Here is a 25,978-nt window from a genome sequence, read left to right as displayed (position 1 = left end):
CTCCTTTAGATAATGATTTTGCCTTCTATCATAACATGCATGATATGAGCCATAATGTCGAGCGGCTGTTTGTCAAAGACCACGATGTCCGCGTGTTTCCCTTCCTTCAGCGAACCCACAAAGGCGTCGATTCCAACGCTTCTGGCAGGATTTATGGTGATTGCCTCCAAAGCCTTTTGATATTCCATCCCTTCCCGCCAGGCCAGAGTGGCACAAAGAGGCAGATAATTAATCGGAATAACCGGATGATCGGTTATCAATGAGATATCCATTCCCATCTCGGAGAGCTCTTTCGGCGTTTGAAAGGACAAATTTTTCAGTTCCGGTTTGGAGCGTTCGCAGAGGCAGGGCCCCACCAAACATTTTGCATTCAGCTCCTTCAGCTCCTCTTTGATTTGACGTCCGTCCGTGCAGTGATCCAGGGTATAGTCCAAATGAAATTCCCTGGCAATCCGCACAGCGGTCATCATATCGTCCGCCCGATGGGCATGGGCTTTCATCTGTATTTCCCCACGCAGAAGGGGCAGCAGACTCTCACACTTCGCGTCATACTCTGGTTTTTCACAGTCCTCTTCCCCGTTTTCATATTTCTCCATTGCATCCAGATATTCTCTAGCCTTGGAGAGCTGTTCCCGAATCAAAGCGGCAGTCGCCATCCTGGTCACCGGAGACTGGTTTTTGTCGTGATAAACGCTTTTCGGATTTTCCCCGAAAGCACATTTGATCGCCGCCGGATTCTTCAAAATCATCCGGTCTACCCATTTGCCGTAGGTTTTCATGGCGACAAAGCTGCCGCCCATTGCATTGGCACTGCCCGGCCCTGTCACTACCGTTGTGACTCCTGCCCGCCAAGCTTCCTCAAAGCTATGGTCAAACGGATTGATGCCGTCGATGGCCCGAAGATGCGGTGTAACCGGATCCGAGTCCTCGTTGATGTCATCTCCCTCAAATCCAAGACCATCCTCCATCAGCCCGATATGGCAGTGGGCTTCCACCAGCCCCGGCAGAACAAACTGCCCGGCGGCGTCAATCACATCCTTGTCATCCGCAGGACAGTCCTTCATCTCACCCAGCGCGGAAATCAATTTTCCCTCTGTCTGGATAAAACCCTTTTCAATTATTTTTCCGCCATCCATCGTCAGGATGGTTCCGTTTTTTATTATCATGTATTCCTCTCCGTTATATAGTAGTGAGCTTCCGGTTGACAGCAACCAGTAGAACAACCGATTCAGCCGAGTCATAAACCCGTAAAAAAGCACAAAGCACAGCGTGCAATGCGCATTTTCTTCTATCCTTTGTGATAGATTGATTTTATTATACCATCCGGCAATTAAAAAATCTACCGTTTCATGATATTTTAGCGAGTAAAATATTCTTACAGCAAAAAAGCAGCTTTCCACAGCTGCTTTTTCAGATAGTATGAAAACCACTCTCTCAATTATTTTCACCCATTTGATATAGATACACACAACCAAACACAACGAACAACTTTTTCATACTATCTCTTTCATATTTAAAAATATAACTGCGGGCAAGATGTCCCCTGCCTCTTAAGGCGGCGGGTTCCATATCCGCAATCAGCGGAAGTGCAATCTCCCGCTGATTGCGGCACTGCTATGCAGTGCCCTTGTCCTCGTTGAATGACGGGGCAAGCCCTTATTGAAAAGCAATTTTCATTTTGTCCTGTCAGTAGGACATGATTTTTGTGAATCCAGTATATAATATCTTTGTCCTATTGTCAAGACAAAATGAGGTTTTATTATGAAAAAGATTCAACAATATGATAAATTGAATATCATCGGTTCTCGGATTAAGAAAATTCGCAAAGAGAAGAAAATGAGTCAAAAAATTTTATCAGAAAAATTAGAACTCATTCCTGTGTATCTTTGCAGAGGTTCTATTTCCAGAATAGAAAACGGAAACCGCGCCATCAATGATATTGAAATTGATGGCATTGCCAAAGTATTAGGTGTTGAGCCTAATACTTTGTTTAACTGGGAAGAAGACAATAAATAAATTTCCTCATAGGGACAACTGCGAGTGTGTATTACACACTCGTTTTTTATTTACGATAATATCCTGTAAAACAGCCGTGTAGGGGACGATGCCCACATCGTCCCGCCATGCTCTGATTCCATAACAATTAATAAATAGGGATGATTCAACGATTCATTCTGCTGATATACATAACTATTTTTCGGGACGATGTGGGCATCGTCCCCTACAATGATTGTTCCCGTTCTGCTTGCCCGGGATAAAAACAATCTTCCTTCCATCTTATGGGATTGGTATCAATATACTCCCAAATTTTTTGATAATCCCGTTCGTTTCGGATAATGTGATCGTGAAAGGAACGCTGAAATACTGAAAATCCGATTTCTTTTGTTACCATAATTTTAAAAGATTGGATCAATTGCGGTATAGACTGCGTAGGGGACGATGCCCACATCGTCCCATCTTTTTCCGCTTGAATAGCGATAATCATATGAACATGATTTGGCATTATTACATATTTTTCAATTCCCTTTATTCTGCTAATATATTTATGTACAATTTCCCCGTATTCGGATAATTCTATTTTTGGGACGACGCCCGCATCATCCCCTGTATTACCATCAATTATTTGGCCTAAAATTTCTTTTCTGTTTTTTGTACATACCGTCACAAAATAGGCGCCGTTTTGACTGTAATCATACCCTTTTAACCTTGTTGGCTTTCTTTTCGGCAACTCTGCCATTTCACTCCACCTCAACGTTCTGCACGGCTTGTTCCCGTGTTCTGGTCAGATTATTCATCCATTTCTTTGATTGAATCCGCTTAAGAACCAAACCGGTTTTGATCAGCTGGTCGCTGTTCAGCACCAGATAAACCACCGGCGCGTAAACCTGGAATCCAAGAGCGCACACAGCCCCCGCAGGATTGGAAAGGAAGATAAGCGGCAGGATATCAATCATCAGCGATCGCTTAATGTCCCCTCCTGCACGAAGAATCCCTACGATCCCCGAATTGTTGATGGCGCGGAAGGTGATAATCAGAAACATCACCAGAATCATGTGCATTGCAATGGCCCGTGTGGAGTCATCGATTTTATAAAGTTTTAAAATCAGGGGGGAAGACAGATACACCAAACCGCCGCACACCAGCCCCAGCACCACGGAGGACTTCAATATGGTTTTGGCACAGCGGTATGCCTTGTCAAACTCGCTCATTCCCGCAAGTTTCCCTATCGTGATGGAAGCGGCCCCTGTAAAGCCGTACACAGCGACCGTTGCCAGCCGTTCCAGGGTTGAGGTGATGGAATAGGCTGTGATGGATCCGGTTCCAAGCCGGCCGATCATCGCACTGTGAAAGGAGATCCCAATGCCCCATACCAGTTCATTGAAGATAACCGGCAGACAATAGCGGATAAAATCCCGGAAGATTTGCCGATCCATTCTATAATATTTTTGAATCCGGTACCGAAGCAAGGAATCCACCCGGAAAAGATAAAACGCCGTGAAGGCAAATTCATAGATTCTGGCAATCAATGTGGCCAGCGCCGCGCCTTCTATCCCCATCGCCGGCGCCCCCAGCTTCCCGAAAATAAAAATATAGTTGAGAACAGCGTTTACCGCCACCGAGCTCCCCGTCACATAAAGCTGAATTTTCAGCTTCTCCACGCTGCGGAGAATGGACAGCACTGTGGTGGAAAAGGCATTGAACAGATAAGACAAACCCACGATCCGCAGATACTTGGCCCCCTGCGCAATGACATCCGCCTCATTGGTATAAATGCGCAGAACCTGCGACGGAAACAGGCATACCAGCAGGCTGAACAGCAGGGAAAGCCCCAGGCTGAAGCAAAGGGAGATGGTTATGATCTTATTGATGCTGTGAATATCCTTTCTGCCCCAGTATTGAGAGGTCAGCACACAGGAACCGGAAGAGAGCCCAAACACAAACAGGGTAAAAATAAAAAAGGGCTGGTTCGCCATAGCCGCGGCCGAGACGTTCACCTCTCCCAGCTGCCCGATCATCAGAATATCCACCATGTTCAAGCTGACGCTGATTAAATTTTGAAACATAATCGGTATGGCAAGCAACATCAGCTGTCTTAAAAAATGTTCTCTGTTTCTCAATTCCACAAAACTCCTCCTGTCAAAAGAATAGAGGGCAAAAAGCGCAGCGCTCCTGTCCTCTATCACTCAACATATCTTTGTTCCCATTCCATAGGAGCGCCGCCGCTCCATTTGCCATGTTAAGAATTTTCCACCAGCAATTTCTGTTTGATATCCCACAGCTTCTGGGACAAATCCACATAATAGCTGTGCGGGTTTTCAAACCGTTTCACCTCATCCCAGATACGGTCAATTTCATTCAGGCAATAAGATTTCACCTCGGATAAAGGCGGAAAGTCATAGACCAGCCTGCCCTTGTCCATCACCTGCACCAGCAGCTTTTCCGCTTTGAAATTGGTAACCTTTTTGCGTTTCCAGGTATGCTCCGGATCAAACAGTTCATAAGGCTTTGACTCATCGATCTCCTCATCAAACAGCGTGATCACATCCGCCACGGCCATGCCGGTGTCTTTATTATAAAGCCGGTACAGGGATTTAAAAGCCGGATTGGTGATCTTCATCACATTTTCGCTGACCTTGATTTTGGGAATTTCCTTTCCGTCCTGAAAGACCGCGGACAGTTTATAGACGCCGCCGAATACTGGCTCCGATTTGGAGGTAATCAGCCGTTCGCCGACCCCGAAGGTGTCAATGCAGGCTCCCTGCACCAAGGTATCCCGAATAATATATTCATCCAGGGAATTGGATACCACGATCTTGCAGTCCTCAAACCCGTTTTCATCCAGTATTCGCCGCATTTTTTTAGACAGGTAAGCAATATCCCCACTGTCGATCCGTACGCCCTTAGGCCGAAATCCTTGCGGCACCAGCACTTCATTAAACACTTTAATCGCATTGGGAAGCCCTGATTTCAGAACATTGTAGGTATCGATCAGCAAGGTACAGTCACCGGGAAACATCTCCGCATAGGCCTTGAACGCCTCGTATTCGCTGTCAAAGCTCTGCACCCAGCTGTGTGCCATCGTGCCCAGCGCAGGAATTCCGAACATTTTGTCCGTAATCGAACAGCTTGTCCCGACACAGCCGGCGATATAAGCCGCTCTCGCTCCGTAGACAGCAGCGTTGATTCCCTGTGCCCGGCGGGAACCGAACTCCATGACGGCCCTTCCGTTTGCCGCACGGACAATCCGGTTTGCCTTGGTTGCAATCAAGGATTGATGGTTTACCGTCAGCAAAAGCATGGTCTCCACCAGCTGCGCCTGAATGATGGGCCCCTTTACCGTCACAATCGGCTCGTTGGGGAAGATTGGCGTCCCTTCCCTCACCGCCCAAACATCACAGGTGAATGCAAAGTTTCGGAGATACTCCAAAAAATCCTCGCTGAAAATGTGCTTGCTGCGAAGGTATTCGATATCACTGTCGTCAAACTTCAGATCATTCAAGTATTCCACAAGCTGTTCCAAGCCGGCCATAATGGCAAAACCGCCCTCGTCCGGCACCTTTCGGAAAAACATATCGAACACTGCTTCGGTGTCTTTAAAATGATTGTTAAAATAGCCTTGGGACATGGTAAATTCATAGAAGTCCGTCAGCAATGAGAGATTTAAATCCTTTGCCATAAAATGCTCCAATCTGCCGTTTTCGCCGGCTTTTTTCCTTTTTTCAGAACCATCCGAAAAAATTTCGTTCCTCTTTGCAAAAAAATCTGAAATTTTTGAAATTATTGAAACTTTTTTAACCTGGTACAAGTCTAAAAAGATGAAACCCCACTTCAATAAGGGCTTGTCCCGTCATTCAACGAGGACAAGGGCACTGCATAGCAGTGCCGCAATCAGTGAGAGATTGCACTCCCGCTGATTGCGGATATGGAACCCGCCGCCTTAAGCATTAGAGAGTCGAACCCTATATGCCCTGCACTTGTTAAACTTTCGCCTTTTCGGATTGTCGGTCTTGCAAGGCGTCAGCCTTGCTGCACCCTTACGCACCAAAAAAACGAAATTTTTCCTGCATGCAGGGTCGAAGAGTTTCCACAGAGCAAATTTTTTGTAAGACAAGGAAAAAGCGCAGATAATCCTGACGGATTGACGAGCATTTTGACGCAGGATTGCGGAAAATTTGCCTGTGGAAACCATATTGTGTTCTACTCTCTAATGCTTAAGAGGCGGGGGCCATCTTGCCCGCAGTTATAACTCAATGAAGTGGTTTACCCCTTCATTTTTCAGCGGGATTTCATCCGCTGAAACCGTTGAATAATGGGCGAATGCCCCTTATTGAACACAATATAACCTCCACCTTGGCCTCTCAATTTGATTGAGAGGCATTTTTTTCGGAGAGAATTCGTTTCTCTTTTATCTATTTTGTTTTCTTCCCGCAGCGCTCCATCACAGAGACATCGGGCGGTACCAGTATGGTTTTAAAGTTGCTGTAGGTCACCATGCCCGGTTTTGCACCCGGCGGTTTTTTCACAAATTTAATCTCGGTATAATCAATCTCCACTTTGCCCGAGGTGTTCGCTTTGGAATGGATCGCCGCCAGAACGGCCGCCTCGTACAAGGTCGTATCCGGTACCGCAAGTCCATTGGTTACCACCAGGGTGTGGGATCCGGGATAGGTTTTTACATGAAGCCACAGATCCCTTGGGCGCGCGATTTTAAAACTCAATTCATCATTTTGACGGTTGTTTTTCCCCACCAAAATCGGGAATCCATCACTGCTGACAAACTCCTGATAGGCGGTTTTGGCCAGCTTTTTCTTTTTCCCGCTTTTCGCTTTGAGGTACCCCGCCTGCGCAAGCTCCTCCGCTATCTCATCGATCTCATCCTGGGTGGTAATCCACGCAAAAGAATTCTGTACGCTTTCCAGATAAAACAGTTCTTTCTTTGCTTTTTCCAGCTGCTTAGCAGCCATTTCTTCCGCCGTTTTCATCTTCTGATAGCGTTTATAATACCGTTGGGAATTCTGTGCAGGTGAACTGTTTTCATTCAGCGGAATCACAATTTTCTGATTCCCTTCATAATAGTTTTCCGCTTCCAGTTCCTTTTCACCGCCCTTTAAGCGGTACATGTTGGCGGTGATAAGCTCGCCGTAAAGACGGTATTTTTCCTTGTCCGACGCATCGAAAAGGGTTTGGGAGTGAATGCCGATTTTCTTTTCCAGCTTTTCCATCTGGCTGTTTAAATGCTTCTGCAGATCATGGCTGCGCTGATTCATCTTCCGCTTCAAGTGCAGCCGGCGGTAAAAAGTATCCACCATCCCGCTCACGGAATCCGAATAAGCAGTGGAAAAGCCTTCCCTATACTGTGTCAGCTCCACACAGGAAAAATATTTCGGCATTCCCTGCTCTGACACGATGCACGGGTGAAATCTTCCGTCTTTCATATCCTGAAAAAAGGCTTCCGCTTCGGTCATCAGCCTCGCCCTGCCGGACATATTGTCGGAGGTGAGGATCTCCTGGAAGGTACCGAAAGCACGGTAAGCGATCTCGCGGGATACCACCGGAGAAACACCCAGAAAGGTCTCCATGGCAAATTTGTCCGCGCGGATATCCTCTTTTATCAAGAGAGCTTCCTTCAGCTCCGCCGTGTCATAGTCCAGAAAATCCAGCTTATCCTGCGCGGGTGCCGTCTCATAAAAAAGGCCTGGCAGAAGCTGGCGTTTGCTGGAAACCGTCAGATCAACCCGCTTGATGGAGTCGATGACCAGCCCCTTTTCGCTGACCAGGATAATGTTGCTGTGCCGCCCCATGATCTCAATATACAAAGATTTCTCACAAAGATCGCCCAGTTCATTATAGGTTTCCACACAGATACAGAGGATTCGGTCTGATTTTATCTGACGGATTCCGGTTATTTTCCCCGAGCCCAGATGCTTTCGCAAAAGCATGCAGAACAAGGGAGGGGAGGCCGGATTCTTGAAGCTTTCATCGGTCAGATGAATCCGGGGATAGTTTGCGTCCGCACTCAAAAACAATTTATAGTTTTCTCCGCCGTTGCGGATGAGCAGCACAATCTCGTCGCTCTCCGGCTGGTAGACTTTGTCCACTCTGCCCCCCAGCAGTTTTTCCGTCAGTTCTGTCTTTACCGCGTGCAGCACCACGCCGTCAAATGCCATAGTATTTCTCCATTCCGCCGCCCAAGCGGCTCCATCAAAAAATCCTTAGAAGGATCGTCTCAAATTATCTACAAATTCCTTGTTATCCTTGGTACAGACCAGACGGCTGATGACATTCTCCGTCACTTCCATCACGTTCTGACCGTAAAGTGCTTTACGGATTGCCCAGATAGCCTGCAATTCATTGGAATCCAACAGTAAATCCTCTTTTCGCGTACCGGAACGGTTGATATCGATAGCCGGGAACACTCTTTTCTCTGAAAGTCTCCGATCCAGATGAACCTCCATATTTCCGGTGCCTTTAAACTCCTCGAATACCACATCGTCCATCCGGCTTCCAGTGTCCACCAACGCGGTGGCCAGAATGGTCAAAGAGCCGCCGTTCTCAATATTCCGGGCAGCGCCGAAGAATTTTTTCGGCTTGTGCAAAGCCGCCGGATCCAAGCCGCCGGACAGGGTTCTGCTGGAGGGGGCAACCGTCAGGTTGTACGCCCTTGCCAAACGGGTCAGACTGTCAAGAAGAATCACCACGTCCTTTTTGTGTTCCACCAAACGCTTCGCCCGCTCCAACACCATTTCCGCAACGATGGTGTGGTTTTCCGGCAGTTCGTCAAAGGTGGAGTAAATGACTTCCGCGTCCACACTGCGCTTGATATCCGTCACTTCCTCCGGACGTTCATCAATCAGAAGCACAATCAAAAGCACCTCGGGATGATTGTGCTTGATGCTGTTGGCAATATCTTTGAGCAGAGTGGTTTTTCCCGCCTTTGGCGGCGCCACAATCAAACCTCTCTGTCCCTTGCCGATCGGGGCAATCAGATCAATCATCCGCATGGCAAAGGCGTTGGATTTTGCTTCCAGCCGGAGTCTCTCGTTGGGATAAATCGGCGTGAGCTGTTCAAAAGGAACCCTTCGGATGGCAGACACCGGCGGATCGCCGTTAATGCTGTCGATATAGATGAGAGCCGCAAATTTTTCGCCCTCCCTCTGCATCCGCGCTTTTCCCTTCAGCCAGTCGCCCGTCTTCAAATTAAATTTGCGGATAAAGGTCGGAGACACAAAAATATCATCGGGACAGGACAGATAGTTATCGCCCCGCAGAAATCCGTATCCGTCCTCCAGCACCTCGAGAATCCCGCCCACGTGGTCGTTGTCCTTTGGCTGCTCCTGCGGTTTCTGAAAGACAAATGCCGCCTTCTCGGCTTTCACCGTTTTTTCCTCCGGTTTTATTCTTCTTTCCTTTTCCGCTGTTTCCTGCAAAGCCGGCTCTTTTTTTAAAGTTTCCTTTTCAATGGAACCTTTTTCTTCATCTGCTTTGGGTGTCTTCCCCTTCCGGGGGGATCCTTCGGCGTATTGCTTTTCCACGGTTTCTCGGATAAGCGTTTTCAGCTCCTCCTTTTTTAACTTGGAGCTTCCTTTGATTTTTAACTCTTTGGCATACGCCTTGAGTTCATCAATCTTATAGTTTTCAATCTCCTTCACAGAAAACATAAAGTTATTCCTTTCCCTCCCGCATCTTCCGAAATACGGGAAACCTCACGAATGATTCTTTTATTTTAAAACATGTCTTTTTTCGCAAGAAAAATAGCTGCTATGCCGGTGATTGCAAGAGACAATACAATGGGAAACCAAAAATGCGGTACCGGCAGCCCTTCCACATTCATTCCATAAAAGCTGGATATCATCGTTGGAATCGCCATCAGAATTGTGATGGAGGTCAGCACCTTCATCACGATATTCAAGTTGTTGGAGATAACCGATGCAAAGGCGTCCATTGTTCCGCTCAGGACGCTGGAATAAATGTTGGACATCTCAATCGCCTGCTTGGTTTCTATCAGAACATCCTCCATCAGTTCATCATCCTCCTCATACATCTTGACAAACCTTCCCCGGCGCATCCGTTCCATAGTGATCTCATTCGCTTTGAGAGAGGTGGAGAAGAACACAAGGCTTTTCTCCAAATCCAAAAGCAGGATGAGCTCTTTGTTTCGCAGGGAACGGTGGAGCTGTTTTTCCACATTCTTGCTGATGCGGTCAATCTGTTTGAGGTAGAACAGAAAACGGGTTGCCACCCGATACAAAATCTGCAGAATGAACCGGGTCTTCATGTGGGTGTGCACATTGCGCACCTGGCCGGTCACAAAACCGTTCACCACTGAGGTATCCTTGGTGCAGACGGTAATGATACAGCTCTCCGTCGTGATGACCCCCAAAGGCAGCGTCTCGAAAATAACCTTCTGCTCTTCCTTTTCGGTGGTCGGAACGTCCACTACGATCAAAGTCTGCCCGTCCTCCGCTTCAATACGCGAAGTCTCCTCCACGTCCAATGCGGCATTCAGGAAAGAGGGATCCACATGAAACTGCCTGACCATCAACTCCAGTTCCTGTGAGGAAGGAGCCACCATATTTATCCAGCAACCTGGTTCAAATGTATTGATTTCTTCAATCCTGCCATTGTTTGACTTGTAGATGTAGTACATTCGTCTCACCTTCTTTTCTTTTTTATAACATCAAAAATTGCGCGGAATCATGCGCAATTGCATGTTTCAAAAAACAGCGTGCGAAGCGCGGCTGCGTTTTTCAGAATGAAAAACTTTTTTATCTCATATATTTTTTGCCCTTTGCCGCTGGCAAAGGGCGAGAACAATTATTCCCAGCCATTCAGAAATGCAACAGAAACGCTCTGCCGGACGGTATAAACCTTCCCAGCAAAAGCATACAGAGAAAAATCCTGTTTGTTTTTATGTATTACAGAGGATATCTGGGCTTCATCCCAAAGAGCGTTATCCGCTCATTATACAGTATTCTGCCCACAGCCGATACCTGCAAATCATCCCGCACAACCTCATAAGCCTTGGTCGTTGGAAGATAAGATATCACCATTATGATTAAGTATACCACAATAATCCCCTGGACACAACCGAAAATCCCGCCTAAAAACGAATTAACCGGCCCGATAATTTTGACTTTATTGACAGCTTTTCCGATTTTTTTCACCAGAGTAATCAAAAGACGAATCCCCACAAAAAGCAACAGGATGCTGATGACATTGATGGTTAAAACAGCAAGTGCTTCCGCACAGTAAACAAGAATGCTGTCCGTTGTCTGCGTCACCGCTTTTTCCACAGAATTGCGCAGAAAACCGGGCAGATTTTGAAAGAATTCCGGCATGGACTGCGCCATCTGCTGATTGGAATCAAGGGAATGAAAAATCCAGTCACGGATACCGTTAAACAGAGGCGTGTTCATCAGAAGCCCGGCAACCCACGGATAAATAAGCCAGGTAAACACCGTGGTGAAAAAGATGGAAAACAGGCTGAAGACCGCGCGGATCAGCCCGGCCTTGATCCCGTAAACGGTAAAGCCGAGAATGATAAGAAGAATACTAATTCCTGTAATGGTAAAAGGCATACAGCGCTCCTTTCCCTCATAAGCATTAGGAGTTGAACGTAACATCTGGGAAATCGATTTAATTTACAATATCAATCTCGGTGGTGCCCACCAGGACAATCTTTCCCTTTCCTCCGGAGAGCACTTTTTTGATATCCTTGGAAATTTCCTGACGCCGCAGCTCCTTGCCGTTTCGGCTGACAACATGAAACCCTTTTTTTACGTTAGCGATGATATTTCGGCCGTCAAAGGATAGGTTCCCGATCTCCTTATCCGATACATACACTCCTTTTTCTATGCCTTTTTCATCGACAATAACGATGCGGTATTTGCTCTCGTAATTGCTGTTGAACACCAAAGCCACTTCGCCGCCGTTTAAGTACTGAAAAGCGGAGAGCTCACGTCCTTCATAATCATAGCTGTAAACCGTATCCCCTTTTTCATTAAAGTGGATAACACTGGTATCCGAGACGCCCACAATATTTTTATTCCCATTATAGAATTTCAGATTCGTCAAAAGCATATTTTCTTTTGCCGACCGAGCGTAAGGCTCCGGCTGTGTAATCTGAAAAAACGTTAAATGATTGTTCAGCTTTCCGCTTGTGATATCCACGGAAGAAATGACAAGGCTCTGCCCGTTGTCCGAAAGGGCCGCGTCCAAAATATTGCTTTCCCCGGAATGCCATATAAAAATCTCCTGACCGTCTTTATCATAAATTTTGACCTGTTCCTTGGAACCGGAATCCTCTGTCACCGCGGCAATATACCCATTGTCAAACAGCTTTGCAAAAATGATATTGTAATCGGTGGTTATGACTGGAGATACGCTTCGCTGATTAAATTTGATAATGCTTTTTCCGCCCCTGTCATAAACGATGCAGTGGCTCTCCCCTGTACGCAGAACCGGAGCATTGAACGAAACCATCTGGGTCGTTAGATTGCTGAAAGTGGCTTCCCAGGCGGCTTTTCCGTTCAAATCATACGCTTTTATGCCATTTTTGGAGCAGCTTATCACATGCTGCGAAAAGACGTCATACTCGGTGACGAAACTGCCGTCCACCGGTATATTCACTGCAGCCTTTTGATTCAAATCGTGGTACAGCATCCCCCGTATAAATTGATTGGAGGTGATCAGGTAAGCGCCCAAAGAGATCAGAACAATCAATACAATGAGAACCCCCGTTGTAACACGGCGGCGGCGCAGGCGTTTTTCCTTCTGCAGCCGGCGGTTCTGTAAGAATTCTTCATTTTTCTGTTCATTGATTCTATCCTGTTCGTCCAATTTGTCTCACCGCCTGTTCTCAAATTTCGAAATATCGTAATATACCTCTTTCAGATAAAGCCCCTGAGGCGGCGCGGTAGAGCCCGCCTTTCGCCGGTCCCTTCCTTCCAGAATACCCGGAATGCAGTCTTCCGGAAAGGAGCCGCGTCCGATTTTCAGAAGAGTTCCCGCTATAATCCGCACCATATTGTACAAAAAGCCGTTTCCAGTCACCTCAATGGATATCATCGGACCGCTTTTTTCCACGGTCAAATCATAGATGGTGCGGATCGGAGACTTCACCTGCGCGCCCGCCGCCATAAAAGCGGAAAAATCATGTGTGCCGCAAAGATCTTGCCCTGCCCGCCGCATCTTCTCCACATCCACCTCGCCGGGATAGAAGTAAGCGCGGTCTGCCAGAAGCGCATTGCGGGTTCTATCGTTCCAAATCTGATACAGATAGGTCTTTCCCTTCGTATGGTATCTGGCATGGAATTCCATGGGTACCTCCCTGCATTCATGAACTGCAATGTCATCAGGAAGAATACAGTTTAATGCCAGCGGGAAGCGTTCTTCTGGAATTCCGGAATTTGTTGTCACATTGAAATAAAAATTCATAGCATGCACTCTGGCGTCGGTACGCCCGCAGCCTATGACGGTTACCTGCTCGCCGGTCTGTTCCATAAAAGCCTTTTCCAGCGTTTCCTCAATACTGATAAACCGTTTTTGTTTTTGGAAGCCAAAGTAATTTGTTCCTGCAAAGGAACAGCGAAATAATAAATTTCTCATTCTTTTCTTAAAACCCTCTGATATCGAATCCAATGATCCGGATGATAAGAATCAAAGCAAACAGCAAGAGCATGAAGCCCCAGGCGTACGCGTCCAGCCTGGTATACTTGAGCTCTTTGAGCCTGGTGCGGTTCTCGCCGCCGTTATAGCATCTCGCCTCCATAGCGGTGGCAAGATCTTCGGCACGCCGGAAAGCGCTGATAAACAGGGGCACAAGAATCGGAACCAGATTTTTCCCCCTCTTAATCAAACTCCCTGTCTCAAAATCCGCGCCTCTGGCTTTCTGCGCCTTCATGATTTTGTCCGTCTCCTCAATCAGTGTGGGAATAAAGCGCAGCGCGATGCTCATCATCATGGCAAGTTCATGCGCCGGCACCCCGATTCTCTGAAAAGGGGACAGCAGCCGTTCAATGCCGTCTGTCAATGTGATTGGGCTGGTGGTATAGGTTAAAAAGGAAGTCCCGATCACTAAAAAGATAATCCGAAGCGCCATAAAGACGGCGGTAAAGATACCCTCATAGGTCACATCCCAGAAAATAAACCGAAACGCTACTTTTCCATCGGTCATAAACATATTCAGGATTACGGTGAATACCACAAAAAACAAGATCGGTTTCAAGCCCTTAAAAATGAATTTTGCAGGAATCTTAGAAAGAAAGAGCAAAAAAATGTTGAATAACAAAAGAACGCCAAAACCGATAAAGCCATCCACCACAAAGATCATCACCATATAGAGCAGGGTGATCAGAATCTTGGTTCGGGAATCCAGCTTATGTACAACAGAATCAGCGGGATAATACTGTCCCAAAGTGATGTCCTTCAGCATTTCATATCCCCCCGTTTCCCCAGCACACGCAAGATTTCATCCCGTCCTTCCCCGGTTGTCAGTATATTTGTGTTGACCGGATAACCGGCCTTTTTCAGCTCGAAGAATACCTTTGTCACCTGGGGAACAGACAAACCGATTTTTTCCAGTTCATCCACTCTGGAAAAGACCTGCTCGGTTCCTCCGTCCATCACGATTTTCCCGTGATCCATCACGATAATTCTGGAAGCATTGTTCGCAATGTCCTCCATCGAGTGAGATACCAGAATAACGGTGATCCCCCAGCTTTCGTGCAGCTGCTTAATCCGGTTCAAAATCGAATTTCTGCCTTTGGGATCCAGCCCTGCTGTCGGCTCGTCCAAAATAATAATGGAAGGTTTCATCGCCAGAACACCGGCAATCGCCACTCTTCTCTTCTGTCCGCCGGAGAGTTCAAACGGAGATTTCTCCAGCATTTCCTCCCGGATTCCCACAATATCGCAGGCGTCATAGACCCTCTGTTTGATTTCTTCCTCCGAAAGGCCCATGTTTTTCGGTCCGAATGCAATATCCTTATACACGGTTTCCTCAAACAGCTGTGCCTCGGGATATTGAAACACCAGCCCTATCTCAAAACGTATCCGCCTGATTTTCTCTTTGTCAGACCAGATATCCTCGCCGTTATAAAATATTTTGCCCTCTGTCGGCGTAAGCAGCCCATTCAAATGCTGAATCAAAGTGGATTTTCCCGAGCCGCTGTGGCCAATCAAGCCAATAAATTCTCCTTTTTCAATGGAAAAACTGACATTCTCAATCGCAGTCTTTGAAAAAGTAGTATCCGGCATATAAATATGAGTCAGGTTTTCTACTTTTAACAGCACTTCTCCGTTCCCCCTAACAGTTTCTCCAATTCACCGACGCATTCCGCAACGGTCAGTTTATCAAAAGGCACATGGATACCCGCGCGCCGCAGCTCAAACAATAATTCTGTGGTTTGCGGGACGTCCAGTCCGGTCTGTTTTAAAACCGCTACGTTCTTGAAGACATCCCGCGGTTTGTCATCGATAAGAACCTGCCCTTTCTCCAGAACGATAATCCGGTCGGACAGAGCCGCCTCCTCCATATAATGGGTGATAAGCACAATGGTCAGCCCATAATCCTTATTCAGCTTTTTGATCGTCTTCAAGACTTCCTGCCGCCCCATGGGATCCAGCATGGCGGTTGGCTCGTCCAGAACAATACATTCCGGCCGCATCGCGATGATGCCGGCGATTGCCACCCTCTGTTTCTGCCCGCCGGAAAGCATATGAGGTGCCCTGTCCCGGTACTCATACATTCCGACCGATTTCAGAGCCTCATCGACTCTCTTTCGCATCTCCGCCTGAGGCACGCCAAGATTCTCGCAGGCGAAAGCCACGTCCTCCTCCACCACAGAAGCTACAATCTGATTGTCGGGATTCTGAAATACCATGCCCACATTGCGGCGCACCTCCAATGTTTTTTCCTCACAGGAGGTATCCAGCCCGGCCACGTACACCTTTCCGCCGCAGGGCAGCAGAATGGCGTTCAGATGTTTGGCAAAAGTGGATTTCCCCGAGCCGTTGTGCCCCAGAACAGACAAAAACTGTCCCTTGGGCACCGTGATGTTTAAATGATCTAGAACCAGAACGCTTTCCTCATCCTCATTCATATACTGATAGGAAAGATCCATGGCTTGAATGATTTCTTCCAATTGCTTCAACTCCAAATTGTATGAAATTACGTTCTACAGAAACACGCATCTTCCGGTAGAACCGCAAGGCAGCACATACGGGCTGTCCGAAATCGGAAGACCGATTTCGTTGGCCTCCACCTTGCAGGAAAAACGCCTGCCCACTGTCATCATCAATATATTGTACAACACATTCGGTGCAAGACCGGTGGTATAAGAATTGATGATAAAAAACAGCGGTTTGTCCGAGAGAACCCGGGAACACAGTTCCACCAGATCGAAAATTTTATCTTCCAGCGTCCATATCTCTCCTTTTGGTCCCCTGCCATAAGAGGGGGGATCCATGATGACCGCTTCGTAAAAACTGCCGCGGCGGATTTCCCGCTCTACAAATTTTACAGCGTCATCCACAATATAGCGGACCGGTTTCTCCTGAAGCCCGTTCGCCGCAACGTTATCCTTTGCCCAGGCCACCATCCCTTTGGAGGCGTCCACATGGCAGACCTGCGCCCCCGCCTTCAGAGCCGCTACCGTCGCGCCGCCGGTATAGCCGAAGAGATTCAAAACCTTGATCGGGCGGTTCGCACCCGCGATTTTCTCCCGCGCAAAATCCCAGTTGCAGGCCTGCTCTGGAAACAATCCAGTATGCTTAAAGCCGGTGGGCCGCACGATAAATTTCAAATCCTTATAATTTATTTTCCAGCTCTGAGGCATTTTTTCGTCGTAGATCTCCCAATTTCCCCCGCCCTTTTTGCTGCGGATATACTTGCCGGAAACCCGGTGCCATTTTTCTTTTGCATTGCGGTAAGACCAGATTACCTGAGGATCCGGACGGATGCAGGTAAAATTGCCCCACCGTTCCAGCTTTTCTCCGTCCGCCGTGTCCAGAATCTCATAATCTTTCCATTCGTCTGAAAGCCACATCATATGCCAACCTCTGCAATTCTTGATATTATAAAAAATTTTTCATTCCGAAAAACACACGCTTGCTTTGCTCACTATTTTCCAACTGTGTATTATTAAAAATTATGATACCACAACAATGAAGGCGGCGGAATGTCGCCGCAGTATTGTGATTCAATCGTTCTCCAAACCTCTTAACATTTTCAATGTTTTAGAGGTCTATGAGGTTATTATACCATAAATCTGCCGTCAAAACGAAGTTTTGAGTGCGCGAAAACATTCGCGCCGTTGTCATGCTTGACAACACGGCAGTATTTTCGGTGTAATCAAAATCATTTTTGTATTTTACAAATGCAAAAAGCTTGCCTTGCAAGCAATTGAAAAGATTCCTATCTTTTCAATTTGATTTTATTATACCACAACCATAATGGTTTTGAAAGAAATTTTTATGATTCTTTCTTACAATAATTCAAAGTCAATTTGCCGCAAAGCTGGTGAAGCTGCCTTGACGCGTACCCGCACCCGATCGCCGATGGAAAAGGTTTTGCCGGTGCGCTTTCCGACCGCCGTGTAGTTCGTTTCGATAAAATCAAAAAACTCTCCCTCAATATCCGCATAGCGAATCAATCCTTCAATGGTGTTTTCCAGTTCCACAAAAATGCCGAAACCGGTAACGGAGGAGATGATTCCTTCCATCTCTTCCCCGATAAACTGCTGCATGTATTCCGCTTTCTTGATATCCTGTGTATCCCGCTCCGCATTGTCGGCAATCATTTCCCGATCGGAGGACTGCAGAGCCGCCCGTTCGGTCAGCGCCTGATATCTGGCAAGCGCCTCACCCTCCATTTTATTCTCCAGAATAAGCTTCAAGATCCGGTGGATAATCAAGTCCGGATACCGCCGGATAGGAGAGGTGAAATGACAGTAATACTTTGCCGCAAGCCCATAATGCCCTTTGTTCTCAGGGGAATATTTTGCTTTCATTAAAGAGCGCAGCATGATAGTGGAAATGATTTTTTCTTCCTTTTTTCCCTTGCACAGCTCTAAAATCTCCAGAAGCTGCCGGGGCTTTATCTCCTTTGGCATTTTGATGCGGTATCCCAAGTTTTTCACCAGAATGAAAAATTTCTGCATTTTCTCGGATTCCGGTTCCTCATGAATGCGGTATACAAAAGGCTTGTTTTGCCAGAAAACATATTCCGCAATGGTTTCATTGGTAATCAGCATAAACTCTTCAATGATAAAATTGGAAATACTCAGTTCATATTTATATATACCGACAGGCCGGTTATTCTCGTCCAGCTCCACCTTACACTCCGGAAAATTGAAATCCAGGCTTCCCCGGGCCCTGCGTTTTTCCCGCAGCAGCATGGCAAGTTCCTTCATCTGAAACAGCATCGGCTCAATATCCTTGTATTGCTTCAGGTCCTCCCCGGAATCTCCCTCAAGAATTCTTGTCACATTCCGGTAAGTCATCCGGTGGCAGGATCGGATGACCGACGGATGTACCTGATGATCCTTCACCTTTCCGCTTTGATCGATCGTCATGAAAGTGCTCATTGCCAGTCTGTCCTCGTGAGGGTTCAAGCTGCAGATGCCGTTGGAAAGCTCCCGCGGCAGCATCGGAATCACCCGATCCACCAGATAGACGCTCGTTCCCCGCTCAAACGCCTCCTTGTCCAGCTGGGATTTGTCCCGCACATAATGGCTGACATCCGCAATGTGCACGCCCAGATAATAATCTCCGTTTTCCAGTTTTTTCAAAGAAATGGCATCGTCCAAATCCTTCGCGTCATCGCCGTCGATGGTGATAATGGTCTCCCCGGTCAAATCCAGACGTCCCTTTTTATCCTCATCACTGATTTTACTGACGCGCTTTGCCTCCGCCATAACCTTTTTGGGGAATTCCTCGGACAGCCCATACTGCTTGATGACCGATAAAATATCGTTGTCCGCTTCATCCGGAAAACCGATCACCTCAACAATTTTCCCCTCCGGCTTCTTGTTTTTTCCTCCGTACTGGGTTAAACGGCAGACCACTTTCTGTCCGTTTTTCGCGCCGTTTATCCCTTTGGACGGGATATAGATGTCCATATTCATTTTCTTTTCATCCGCAATCACGAATCCAAAGTTCTTACATTTTTGAAAGGTGCCGACTAAACGTGTATTGGCACGCTCCAGAATTTCCACAACCTCCCCTTCGCTTCGCCTGTCTTCCGTTGCCTGCCTGACAATTTTAATCAGAACGGTGTCGCCGTTCATTGCGCCGTTGACACAATCGCTTTTGATAAAAATATCCTGTCCTTCCTCTTCCAGAAGCTCGGCAAATCCAAATCCCTTGTCATGTCCTACAAATTTCGCCTTGTGACAGTCGCCTTTCTCGTTATAAGCATACCGTTTCTTTTTGGTCAAGTGGAGCTTATCCTCCCGCAAAAGCTGCCTTAAAACCTCTGTGAATTCTTCCTTGTCGCTTTCCGGAACCTCAAGCACTGCCATCAGCTCGTCCAAGCGCAGAGGAGTATTTCTTGTCTCCTTTATAAATTCAAATACTTTTTGTTTTCTATCCATTCCAATTCCTCTTTTTTCTGTAAAATCTTAAGAAGCTATCTCAATTTTAGTTATATGTAAAACCGTTTTGAAAAACACATTTTTTCTATCTATCAAGATATCAAGAAAATATCAAAAAAGCTCCGCCTTCCAAAGCGGAGCTTTTTGATTACTTTAATAAATATGCCAAAACAAGTGAAATAACCACAAACAATACTGCGGAAATCTCTGTCATCTTCTTTAACATACCGTCTATCGTACGGCCCTTATTTTTTCCGAAAAATGTTTCAGCACCGCCGGCAATACTTCCGGATAAGCCATAGCTGTTTCCGTGCTGCAACAGAACAGTAACAATCAAAAACAATGCGACAATGATCTGTACAATCAAAAGTACGGTCTTTGCGACTTCCATCTTCACACCTCCACTAATCAATATTGCTTTTGCTATTTTATCACATTCCGCACAAAAATACAAGCATAAATTCAAATGTTTTGTGTTTTCCTGCCGTAAATGGGAGGTAATTTGAAAAAACAATTGCATAATATGCATATTTGAGCTATAATAAATTGATAAAGTTAAGACAAAGTTGTTGGCAAAAATCCAAAACACTTGTGTGACAGAACCAAAGGAGAACCAGTATGAGTATCGATAAGAAAACAGCTGTCGCGTATATGTGCTCCTCCTGCGGCGAATACTCCTTTTTCAGCCTGAACGCCTTTGTGTTTTCGGGTTCCAGGAAACAGAAGCTGGAGTGCAGCTGCAAGGGCTCCCAGCTTGAAATCACGAAGAATACAACAAAAACCTTTAAACTTGATATGGACTGCCCTATCTGTATGGAAAAGCATGCCTTCACCGTTTCCCAAAGCCAGTTCTGGAGCGGGGAACCTTTGATTTTTTCGTGTCCCTTTTACGAGGCTAATATTTTATTTATCGGGGAAGCTGATAGAATCGAGCAATGCGTGACAGAATATATTAATGAGGAATTGCAGCAGATAAAAAATGAATCGCCCGCCAAGGGAATGGATCTGGAGCTCCTATACAATACCTGTAAAAGCATTCACCTTTTGGACAAGGAAAAGGACTGCTTTCAGATATGCAGCTGTGAGGAACCCGATCTCACCCTTGCCTACAACGACTGTGATATCTATATCATCTGCAAATCCTGTCACAAGTGCAAGCCCATTCCTTTGGATGAAGTGGATAACTTTTTAAAAACATTAGAAAATAAATAATTTTGGAGGTAACACAATGTTAGTTACAGGAAAAGAGATTTTACAGCACGCACACAAAAACAACTATGCTGTCGGCGCGTTCAACATCAGCAATCTGGAAATTGCAAAGGCTGTGCTTGACGCTGCATCCGAGTGCAAAGCGCCGGTTATTTTACAGACATCTGAAAGCGCAATCAAATATGCAGGCTTCCAGGAATTGTCCGCTATTGTTAAGGTGCTGGCTGACAAAACACCTGTTCCGGTTGCACTGCACCTGGATCATGGGACAACCTATGAAACCATTATCGGCTGTATCCGGAATGGCTGGACATCCGTTATGATTGACGGCTCCCACCATCCGCTGGAAGAAAACATTGCTGTGACAAGCGAAATTATCAAAGTCGCAAGAGCTGTCGGCGTTTCCGTTGAAGCGGAGCTGGGCAGACTCAGCGGTGTAGAGGACAATATTTCCGTTTCCGAGAAGGACGCATTCTATACCGATCCGCAGGAAGCGGTCACTTTCGTAAAAGAAACCGACGTTGATTCCCTGGCGATTTCCATCGGTACCGCCCACGGAAAATACAAAGGGATCCCGAAACTGGATCTTGACAGACTGCAGGAGATCAAAAAACTGGTCAACATCCCGATCGTTCTTCACGGAGCGTCCGGCGTTCCGGAAGATCAGATTCGCGAAGCAACGAAACTGGGCGTTAACAAAATCAATATTGACACCGATATCCGTGTCGCTTTCTCCGATGCTCTGAAAGAAGTTTTCCAGAACAAACCGGAAGAATACGATCCCAGAAAACTGCTGACAGCTTCCATGGCAAATATGAAAAAGGTTGTTATGAGCAAAATCGAAATGTTCGGTTCCTGCAATAAAGCGTAATTTCAAACGGTTCAAAAGGCGCCGCTCAAATAATTTTGAGCGGCGCCTTTTTTGTGCCTGCCATTATCATTTTGCCTTTTAAATCTCACTTGTTTGATAAGATATTTTTATCCCTGCAGAAACTAATTTTTAAAAACCTTTTCCAAATACTCTTCCGGTAATTTTTTGGTAAACAGGCTGACAAGAGGAACAATGAGCAGGGAAACCGCCATTGCCGCAACCCCATATGTAGGAGCATTCGCACTTGCCGCTTTGAATGCAGCGTTGAGTCCGTTTGCCAATTGAGGGCTTGTCATCATATCAAACAGTAGCATTCCGCCGACTGTCACAAGACCGCCAAGCATCCCGGCCCATGAACCCGCTTTCGTAACCTTTTTGGAGTAGATTCCCCAGAGATAAGGACCGATGAAGCAACCGGATACACCCCCCCAGGAAAAAGACATAATCGATACGATAATCGCCAAATTCATCGTGGCAAACCAGAAGGATAAGCCCACAAAGAGGAAGCACAGGAAGCGTGTCAGCGCCATCTGATGCTTTGCTGAATAGTTCTTTTTTACCGTAGGAATCAAATCCACCGATATCGCCGATGCCGAGGTCAATACAACCGAAGCCAGTGTAGACATAGAAGCGGAAAGCAGCAAAAGCAGTATAACGGCAAGAATGATATTGGTAATCAGATTGCTGCCGCCCAAAGCCTGCATCAGCATGGAAGGAATGACAGCGTCATGCCCGCCCTGGGGCAGCTGATTGTTCAAAAGCAGACGGGAAAGTGAACCGATAAAATATGCACCGCATCCAATAATCAAAGCAAAAAGCGCTGAGACCACGGTTGCCGTCTTAATCGCTTTCTCATCCTTAATCGCATAGTATTTGTTTACCATCTGGGGCAATCCCCAAGTTCCAAAGCTGGTGAGCAATATATTTGTGCATAAAAACTTCCAGTTATCTCCGCCCCATATATTTGTCAGCATGGGATCGATGGCTTTGATTTTTGCAATCCCTTCCGAAAATCCGCCGACAGCTGGATTCATCACAATCGCAATCACCATCGCAATCACGCCGAATATCATGATAATCCCCTGTATAAAATCCGTGTAAGCGGTTGCTACATAGCCGCCCAACACCAAATAAACAGCGGTCAGAACAGCTACAATCAAAATCCAAACGGTCACGGAAACCGATGGAAAAACCGCGTTGAACATTGAGCCGAGCCCTTTATAGACTGCGGCGGAATAGGGAACCAGAAAAATAAAAATAATGATAGCCGCATATATTTTCATGCCGGTACAATGGTAACGCCCCTCAAAAAATTCCGGCATTGTTTTCACATTCAAAGTGTGTGTCATGGAACGGGTGCGTTTTGCCAGCAGAAGCCATGCCAGCAGACATCCCAGTATGGCGTTTCCAACGCCGATCCAAATGCTTGCAAAGCCAATATCCCAGCCATGTTTTCCCGCATAACCTACGAAGATAACTGCTGAAAAATAGGATGTGCCATAAGCAAAGGCTGAAACCCATGCCCCGATTTTCCGGCCTCCAAGCAAGAAGCCATCCATTGTTTTGGTATGCTTTGAGCTGATAACGCCCACCGCCACCATTAGAATCGCAAAGAGACATAATGCGACAATCGATACAGTCTGTACCATTTTTACCTACCGTCCTTCTCCATTTTTTACATATTGATATAACCCTACACGCACCAGTGTGCGTACTACAAAAAATATTTTATCATACTTTGTCAGAAAAGGAAAGTCTTTTTATTGTTTTTTCAAACACAAACTATCAAAGCGGCAGGTATCAGAGGGACTGTTCTAACAACAGTTTCAGAAAATGAGTATTTTTTTCAGGCGCCACATTTCCTGGTGAAGAAAATCCATCTTTTGTATTTCCCGTATTAGCATCGTATGATCCATGTGTATGCGTTATCGCAATGGCATCAGAGTCAAACTCTTTAAAATAAAAACCTGTGCTTCTCTCTTCATGTATTTCATAATCATTTCTTGGCTCATCATAATAGAAATACTCATTTCCATCTTCATCAATGCCCATAAAAATGAACAAAAAATATTCTTCTTTATCATCAATAGACTTCTGTCCAATATACAGTCCAAAGTCTGCTGCTTCGTCGGCTGATGAAAAATGATCAAATGGTGCTAGTCCACTCGGATCAACAAACATAATCGGTAGTTATACAAACCTCTTTATAAATGCTTGATTTTGTTGTTTTTAACTTTTTTCTCTTATGGGGCAGATTGCTCTGCCCCATAATGGAAAATTTTTATTATTGTTCAGCCATTTGCCTCTGTGTTAAAAATTCTAAATATGTCATGCTTTGTTCCTCATCAATATATCCGTCCATTCTAAATCTGTTGTCCACTCTGTCGTAATACTTATATCTTTTTTGATGTAAAAACCTTTCAAGCAGTACAAAAAAATCGTCTTGGCTGATAATGGAATTTGGATTTTGAATAAAATCATCTTTATCATTCATCAGTCCATGATCTTTCGCTTTTTCAAGGATTAAATCAAAGTCTGCTTTGTCAGATTGCAGGCATCTAATCATAAACGCTAAACATTCTTTTGTAGTAACTGCCCGTTTGGGGAAGAAGAAAAAATCCGTATTTTTTAATGTGTGCGATGTTCTTTCTGTCGGATAATCAACCACACATTCCTCGCCGTATGCAATTCCAGCTAAATCTGCACATCCAAAATATGAAAAAGCAGCTGTGTCCGCAAAGGAAATCAAATCAGCACCATTCAGTTTTTCTATTTCCTCATCAGTTACTCCAATCACTCTCATAATCGTAACCAAACATTCTTCGCGGGTAATTGCGTCAGGATTAGAAAAACCACTTTCGTCAAGAATATTTAACTGATTTAGCATAGTCCTAATTTCTAAAACACAAGAATTATCAGCATACACATTTATCATCCCTAAAAGATACATTATTGCAACAACTGCGATTATCAATTTTTTCATCGTAATCATCTCCTTAATATGCCGTCTGGTTAGTAAGTCCGTGTTCTGCTCGCAATGTATTTTCGGTTAATGTATCAAAGAGGCGGTGCTATTGATAACTTCAGAAAACTGGCAATTCTAAGGATGTCAATAGAACTGTCGCTTGGCATTTTCAATATTAATCTTGATATATACTCGTTTTTATAACTACATCATATTCATTGAAATCGATTCTATAATAGCTTAAAAATAAATCTTCTTTCTTTTTTCCTAATGTATAGGTTATATGATCATTAGATACTACACATTGGTTTTGTCCTAATAAGTTTAAAATTTCATTTTTATTCATAGAAATTATATCATATTTGTGTTCCAGATCATTTACGATATAAATTCTACTATCTGGATTTTCATTCCATACTTCTATAGAAAATTCCGTCAAAATAATATTAGTATTATCATCTATTTGCATATGTCTGTAACATAATAATAATATAAATGATAAAATCACTATAAAAATTATACTAACTAAACTTAAAAAAATTTTTTTCATAATTTTCCCCTATTCAAGATAGATTAATCCGCCATTATTCGCTCTCTCTTTTATCCTTTTAATTGCCTCTGCAACTCTATGCTCTGAATAACAAAGACTTCCTTGATAGCGCCCCACGCCATTATGAAATAAATCCATTTTTGTTCTATTGAGAGCTGCTATATCATTAAAATTATCAGGTATACCATACTCATGAGCATTCGTAAATAATCTTGTAAACTCGCTTCCTGCTCCGCTAGCAACCGATATTGCATTCCATAAAGCATGCTGAAATGCATTAGCAATTGTGCTGTCATTATTATGACCATACTCTGATTTTGTAGTACTAATAGCGCTATCAGCAGCTAATCCTACAATTACTCCTTGCGTCGGGTTTGTATAAAAAAGCACAGCTTCTGTACTTGTTAAATTTTTATACACTTTATCATTTAATTTAACCTGTGTTGAAGGTATTTTTTGTTTATCGCCTATCGCACGAACTACATTTGCCAATTCTTCAACCTCTTGTTTCATATTGCCTATATTATATCCTTGCTTCTCAAGATTATCTGGTGTTATATTAAAAAAGTAGACAGAAAATATAAAATATGATATCATTTTTTACACACCCTACAAGGAGGTATTTGTATGTCAACTTCACAAAGAAAATATGATGAAAATTTCAAGAAAAGCATTGTCACGCTCCATCAAAATGGTAAGACGCAAACACAGCTTGCAAAAGAATACGGCATCTCCCTCACAGCCATCAGCCGCTGGGTAAAACAATACTCTGAAATCAAAATCGATGA

25 protein-coding genes are annotated in these 25,978 nt (G+C 45.1%); 4 read left to right on the top strand and 21 right to left on the bottom strand.

What is annotated here, in order from left to right; genetic code table 11:
* Positions 1-5: 5 nt before the first annotated feature.
* Complete coding sequence (locus tag KQI32_RS04100) at positions 6-1,166, bottom strand: amidohydrolase (protein ID WP_216424078.1); 1,161 nt, start codon at positions 1,164-1,166, stop codon at positions 6-8.
* A gap of 595 nt (positions 1,167-1,761) precedes the next feature.
* On the opposite strand from KQI32_RS04100, the gene KQI32_RS04095 reads away from it, so the two are divergent.
* Positions 1,762-2,016, top strand: coding sequence for a helix-turn-helix domain-containing protein (locus KQI32_RS04095; RefSeq protein WP_216424077.1), 255 nt, complete (start codon positions 1,762-1,764; stop codon positions 2,014-2,016).
* A gap of 205 nt (positions 2,017-2,221) precedes the next feature.
* Here KQI32_RS04095 and KQI32_RS04090 read toward each other — a convergent pair whose 3' ends face one another.
* The 15 genes from KQI32_RS04090 to secG form a co-directional block, all read right to left on the bottom strand.
* Entirely contained in the window at positions 2,222-2,737 is a 516-nt protein-coding gene (locus tag KQI32_RS04090; protein ID WP_216424076.1) for a transposase, read from the bottom strand.
* A 1-nt stretch (position 2,738) separates the two neighbouring features.
* The gene (locus KQI32_RS04085) at positions 2,739-4,124 is read right to left on the bottom strand and encodes an MATE family efflux transporter (protein ID WP_177689718.1); all 1,386 of its coding nucleotides are present in this window, start codon (positions 4,122-4,124) and stop codon (positions 2,739-2,741) included.
* 113 nt (positions 4,125-4,237) lie between these two features.
* The gene (locus tag KQI32_RS04080) at positions 4,238-5,677 is read right to left on the bottom strand and encodes a nicotinate phosphoribosyltransferase (protein ID WP_177689719.1); all 1,440 of its coding nucleotides are present in this window, start codon (positions 5,675-5,677) and stop codon (positions 4,238-4,240) included.
* Between the two features lie 733 nt (positions 5,678-6,410).
* Entirely contained in the window at positions 6,411-8,168 is a 1,758-nt protein-coding gene (locus tag KQI32_RS04075; protein WP_216424075.1) for an NFACT family protein, read from the bottom strand.
* Between the two features lie 45 nt (positions 8,169-8,213).
* Positions 8,214-9,659, bottom strand: a complete 1,446-nt coding sequence (gene rho / locus KQI32_RS04070) for a transcription termination factor Rho (protein WP_216424074.1) — start codon at positions 9,657-9,659, stop codon at positions 8,214-8,216.
* A 65-nt stretch (positions 9,660-9,724) separates the two neighbouring features.
* Positions 9,725-10,648: a magnesium transporter CorA family protein gene (locus KQI32_RS04065; RefSeq protein ID WP_216424073.1), complete on the bottom strand. Its 924-nt coding sequence runs from the start codon at positions 10,646-10,648 to the stop codon at positions 9,725-9,727.
* Between the two features lie 268 nt (positions 10,649-10,916).
* Positions 10,917-11,579 carry a CvpA family protein gene (locus KQI32_RS04060; RefSeq protein WP_177692095.1) on the bottom strand — a complete coding sequence of 221 codons (663 nt, stop codon included), beginning with the start codon at positions 11,577-11,579 and terminating at the stop codon, positions 10,917-10,919.
* 58 nt (positions 11,580-11,637) lie between these two features.
* Positions 11,638-12,840, bottom strand: a complete 1,203-nt coding sequence (locus KQI32_RS04055; protein ID WP_216424072.1) for a DUF5711 family protein — start codon at positions 12,838-12,840, stop codon at positions 11,638-11,640.
* A 6-nt stretch (positions 12,841-12,846) separates the two neighbouring features.
* The gene (truA, locus tag KQI32_RS04050) at positions 12,847-13,608 is read right to left on the bottom strand and encodes a tRNA pseudouridine(38-40) synthase TruA (protein ID WP_177692093.1); all 762 of its coding nucleotides are present in this window, start codon (positions 13,606-13,608) and stop codon (positions 12,847-12,849) included.
* A gap of 7 nt (positions 13,609-13,615) precedes the next feature.
* Positions 13,616-14,434: an energy-coupling factor transporter transmembrane protein EcfT gene (locus tag KQI32_RS04045; RefSeq protein WP_177692092.1), complete on the bottom strand. Its 819-nt coding sequence runs from the start codon at positions 14,432-14,434 to the stop codon at positions 13,616-13,618.
* Positions 14,428-15,294: an energy-coupling factor transporter ATPase gene (locus KQI32_RS04040; protein WP_177692091.1), complete on the bottom strand. Its 867-nt coding sequence runs from the start codon at positions 15,292-15,294 to the stop codon at positions 14,428-14,430. The genes KQI32_RS04045 and KQI32_RS04040 overlap by 7 nt, the downstream gene beginning before the upstream one ends.
* Positions 15,285-16,145, bottom strand: coding sequence for an energy-coupling factor transporter ATPase (locus KQI32_RS04035; RefSeq protein WP_177692090.1), 861 nt, complete (start codon positions 16,143-16,145; stop codon positions 15,285-15,287). The genes KQI32_RS04040 and KQI32_RS04035 overlap by 10 nt, the downstream gene beginning before the upstream one ends.
* Before the next feature lie 33 nt (positions 16,146-16,178).
* Positions 16,179-17,048 (bottom strand): class I SAM-dependent methyltransferase, encoded by an 870-nt coding sequence (locus tag KQI32_RS04030; protein WP_216424130.1) that lies wholly within the window; start codon positions 17,046-17,048, stop codon positions 16,179-16,181.
* 438 nt (positions 17,049-17,486) lie between these two features.
* The gene (gene rnr, locus KQI32_RS04025) at positions 17,487-19,595 is read right to left on the bottom strand and encodes a ribonuclease R (protein WP_216424071.1); all 2,109 of its coding nucleotides are present in this window, start codon (positions 19,593-19,595) and stop codon (positions 17,487-17,489) included.
* A gap of 148 nt (positions 19,596-19,743) precedes the next feature.
* Positions 19,744-19,986 carry a preprotein translocase subunit SecG gene (secG, locus tag KQI32_RS04020; protein ID WP_177692088.1) on the bottom strand — a complete coding sequence of 81 codons (243 nt, stop codon included), beginning with the start codon at positions 19,984-19,986 and terminating at the stop codon, positions 19,744-19,746.
* 227 nt (positions 19,987-20,213) lie between these two features.
* Between secG and KQI32_RS04015 the strand changes: the two genes are divergently transcribed.
* Positions 20,214-20,807: a hypothetical protein gene (locus tag KQI32_RS04015; protein ID WP_177692087.1), complete on the top strand. Its 594-nt coding sequence runs from the start codon at positions 20,214-20,216 to the stop codon at positions 20,805-20,807.
* Between the two features lie 16 nt (positions 20,808-20,823).
* On the top strand, positions 20,824-21,675 hold the full coding sequence (locus KQI32_RS04010) for a class II fructose-1,6-bisphosphate aldolase (protein WP_177692086.1): 852 nt from the start codon (positions 20,824-20,826) through the stop codon (positions 21,673-21,675).
* 122 nt (positions 21,676-21,797) lie between these two features.
* Here KQI32_RS04010 and KQI32_RS04005 read toward each other — a convergent pair whose 3' ends face one another.
* The 5 genes from KQI32_RS04005 to KQI32_RS03985 all read right to left on the bottom strand — a co-directional run bounded on the left by KQI32_RS04005 (position 21,798) and on the right by KQI32_RS03985 (position 25,787).
* The gene (locus tag KQI32_RS04005) at positions 21,798-23,324 is read right to left on the bottom strand and encodes a sodium:solute symporter (protein WP_216424070.1); all 1,527 of its coding nucleotides are present in this window, start codon (positions 23,322-23,324) and stop codon (positions 21,798-21,800) included.
* Positions 23,325-23,475: 151 nt separating this feature from the next.
* The gene (locus tag KQI32_RS04000) at positions 23,476-23,856 is read right to left on the bottom strand and encodes a DUF4329 domain-containing protein (RefSeq protein WP_216424069.1); all 381 of its coding nucleotides are present in this window, start codon (positions 23,854-23,856) and stop codon (positions 23,476-23,478) included.
* 103 nt (positions 23,857-23,959) lie between these two features.
* Positions 23,960-24,658 carry a hypothetical protein gene (locus KQI32_RS03995; protein ID WP_216424068.1) on the bottom strand — a complete coding sequence of 233 codons (699 nt, stop codon included), beginning with the start codon at positions 24,656-24,658 and terminating at the stop codon, positions 23,960-23,962.
* 157 nt (positions 24,659-24,815) lie between these two features.
* Complete coding sequence (locus KQI32_RS03990; RefSeq protein ID WP_216424067.1) at positions 24,816-25,190, bottom strand: hypothetical protein; 375 nt, start codon at positions 25,188-25,190, stop codon at positions 24,816-24,818.
* Positions 25,191-25,199: 9 nt separating this feature from the next.
* Positions 25,200-25,787 (bottom strand): hypothetical protein, encoded by a 588-nt coding sequence (locus KQI32_RS03985; protein WP_216424066.1) that lies wholly within the window; start codon positions 25,785-25,787, stop codon positions 25,200-25,202.
* 30 nt (positions 25,788-25,817) lie between these two features.
* Here KQI32_RS03985 and KQI32_RS13615 point away from each other — a divergent pair.
* Positions 25,818-25,978 (top strand): helix-turn-helix domain-containing protein (locus tag KQI32_RS13615; protein WP_216424129.1); only part of this gene is annotated, 161 nt, incomplete at its 3' end.

Origin of the sequence: Acetivibrio sp. MSJd-27 (assembly GCF_018918095.1) — a bacterium.
GTDB lineage: Bacteria > Bacillota > Clostridia > UMGS1840 > HGM11507 > HGM11507.
Note: the sequence above shows the minus strand (reverse complement) of the source record. Positions and strands in the feature narration are given on the sequence as shown.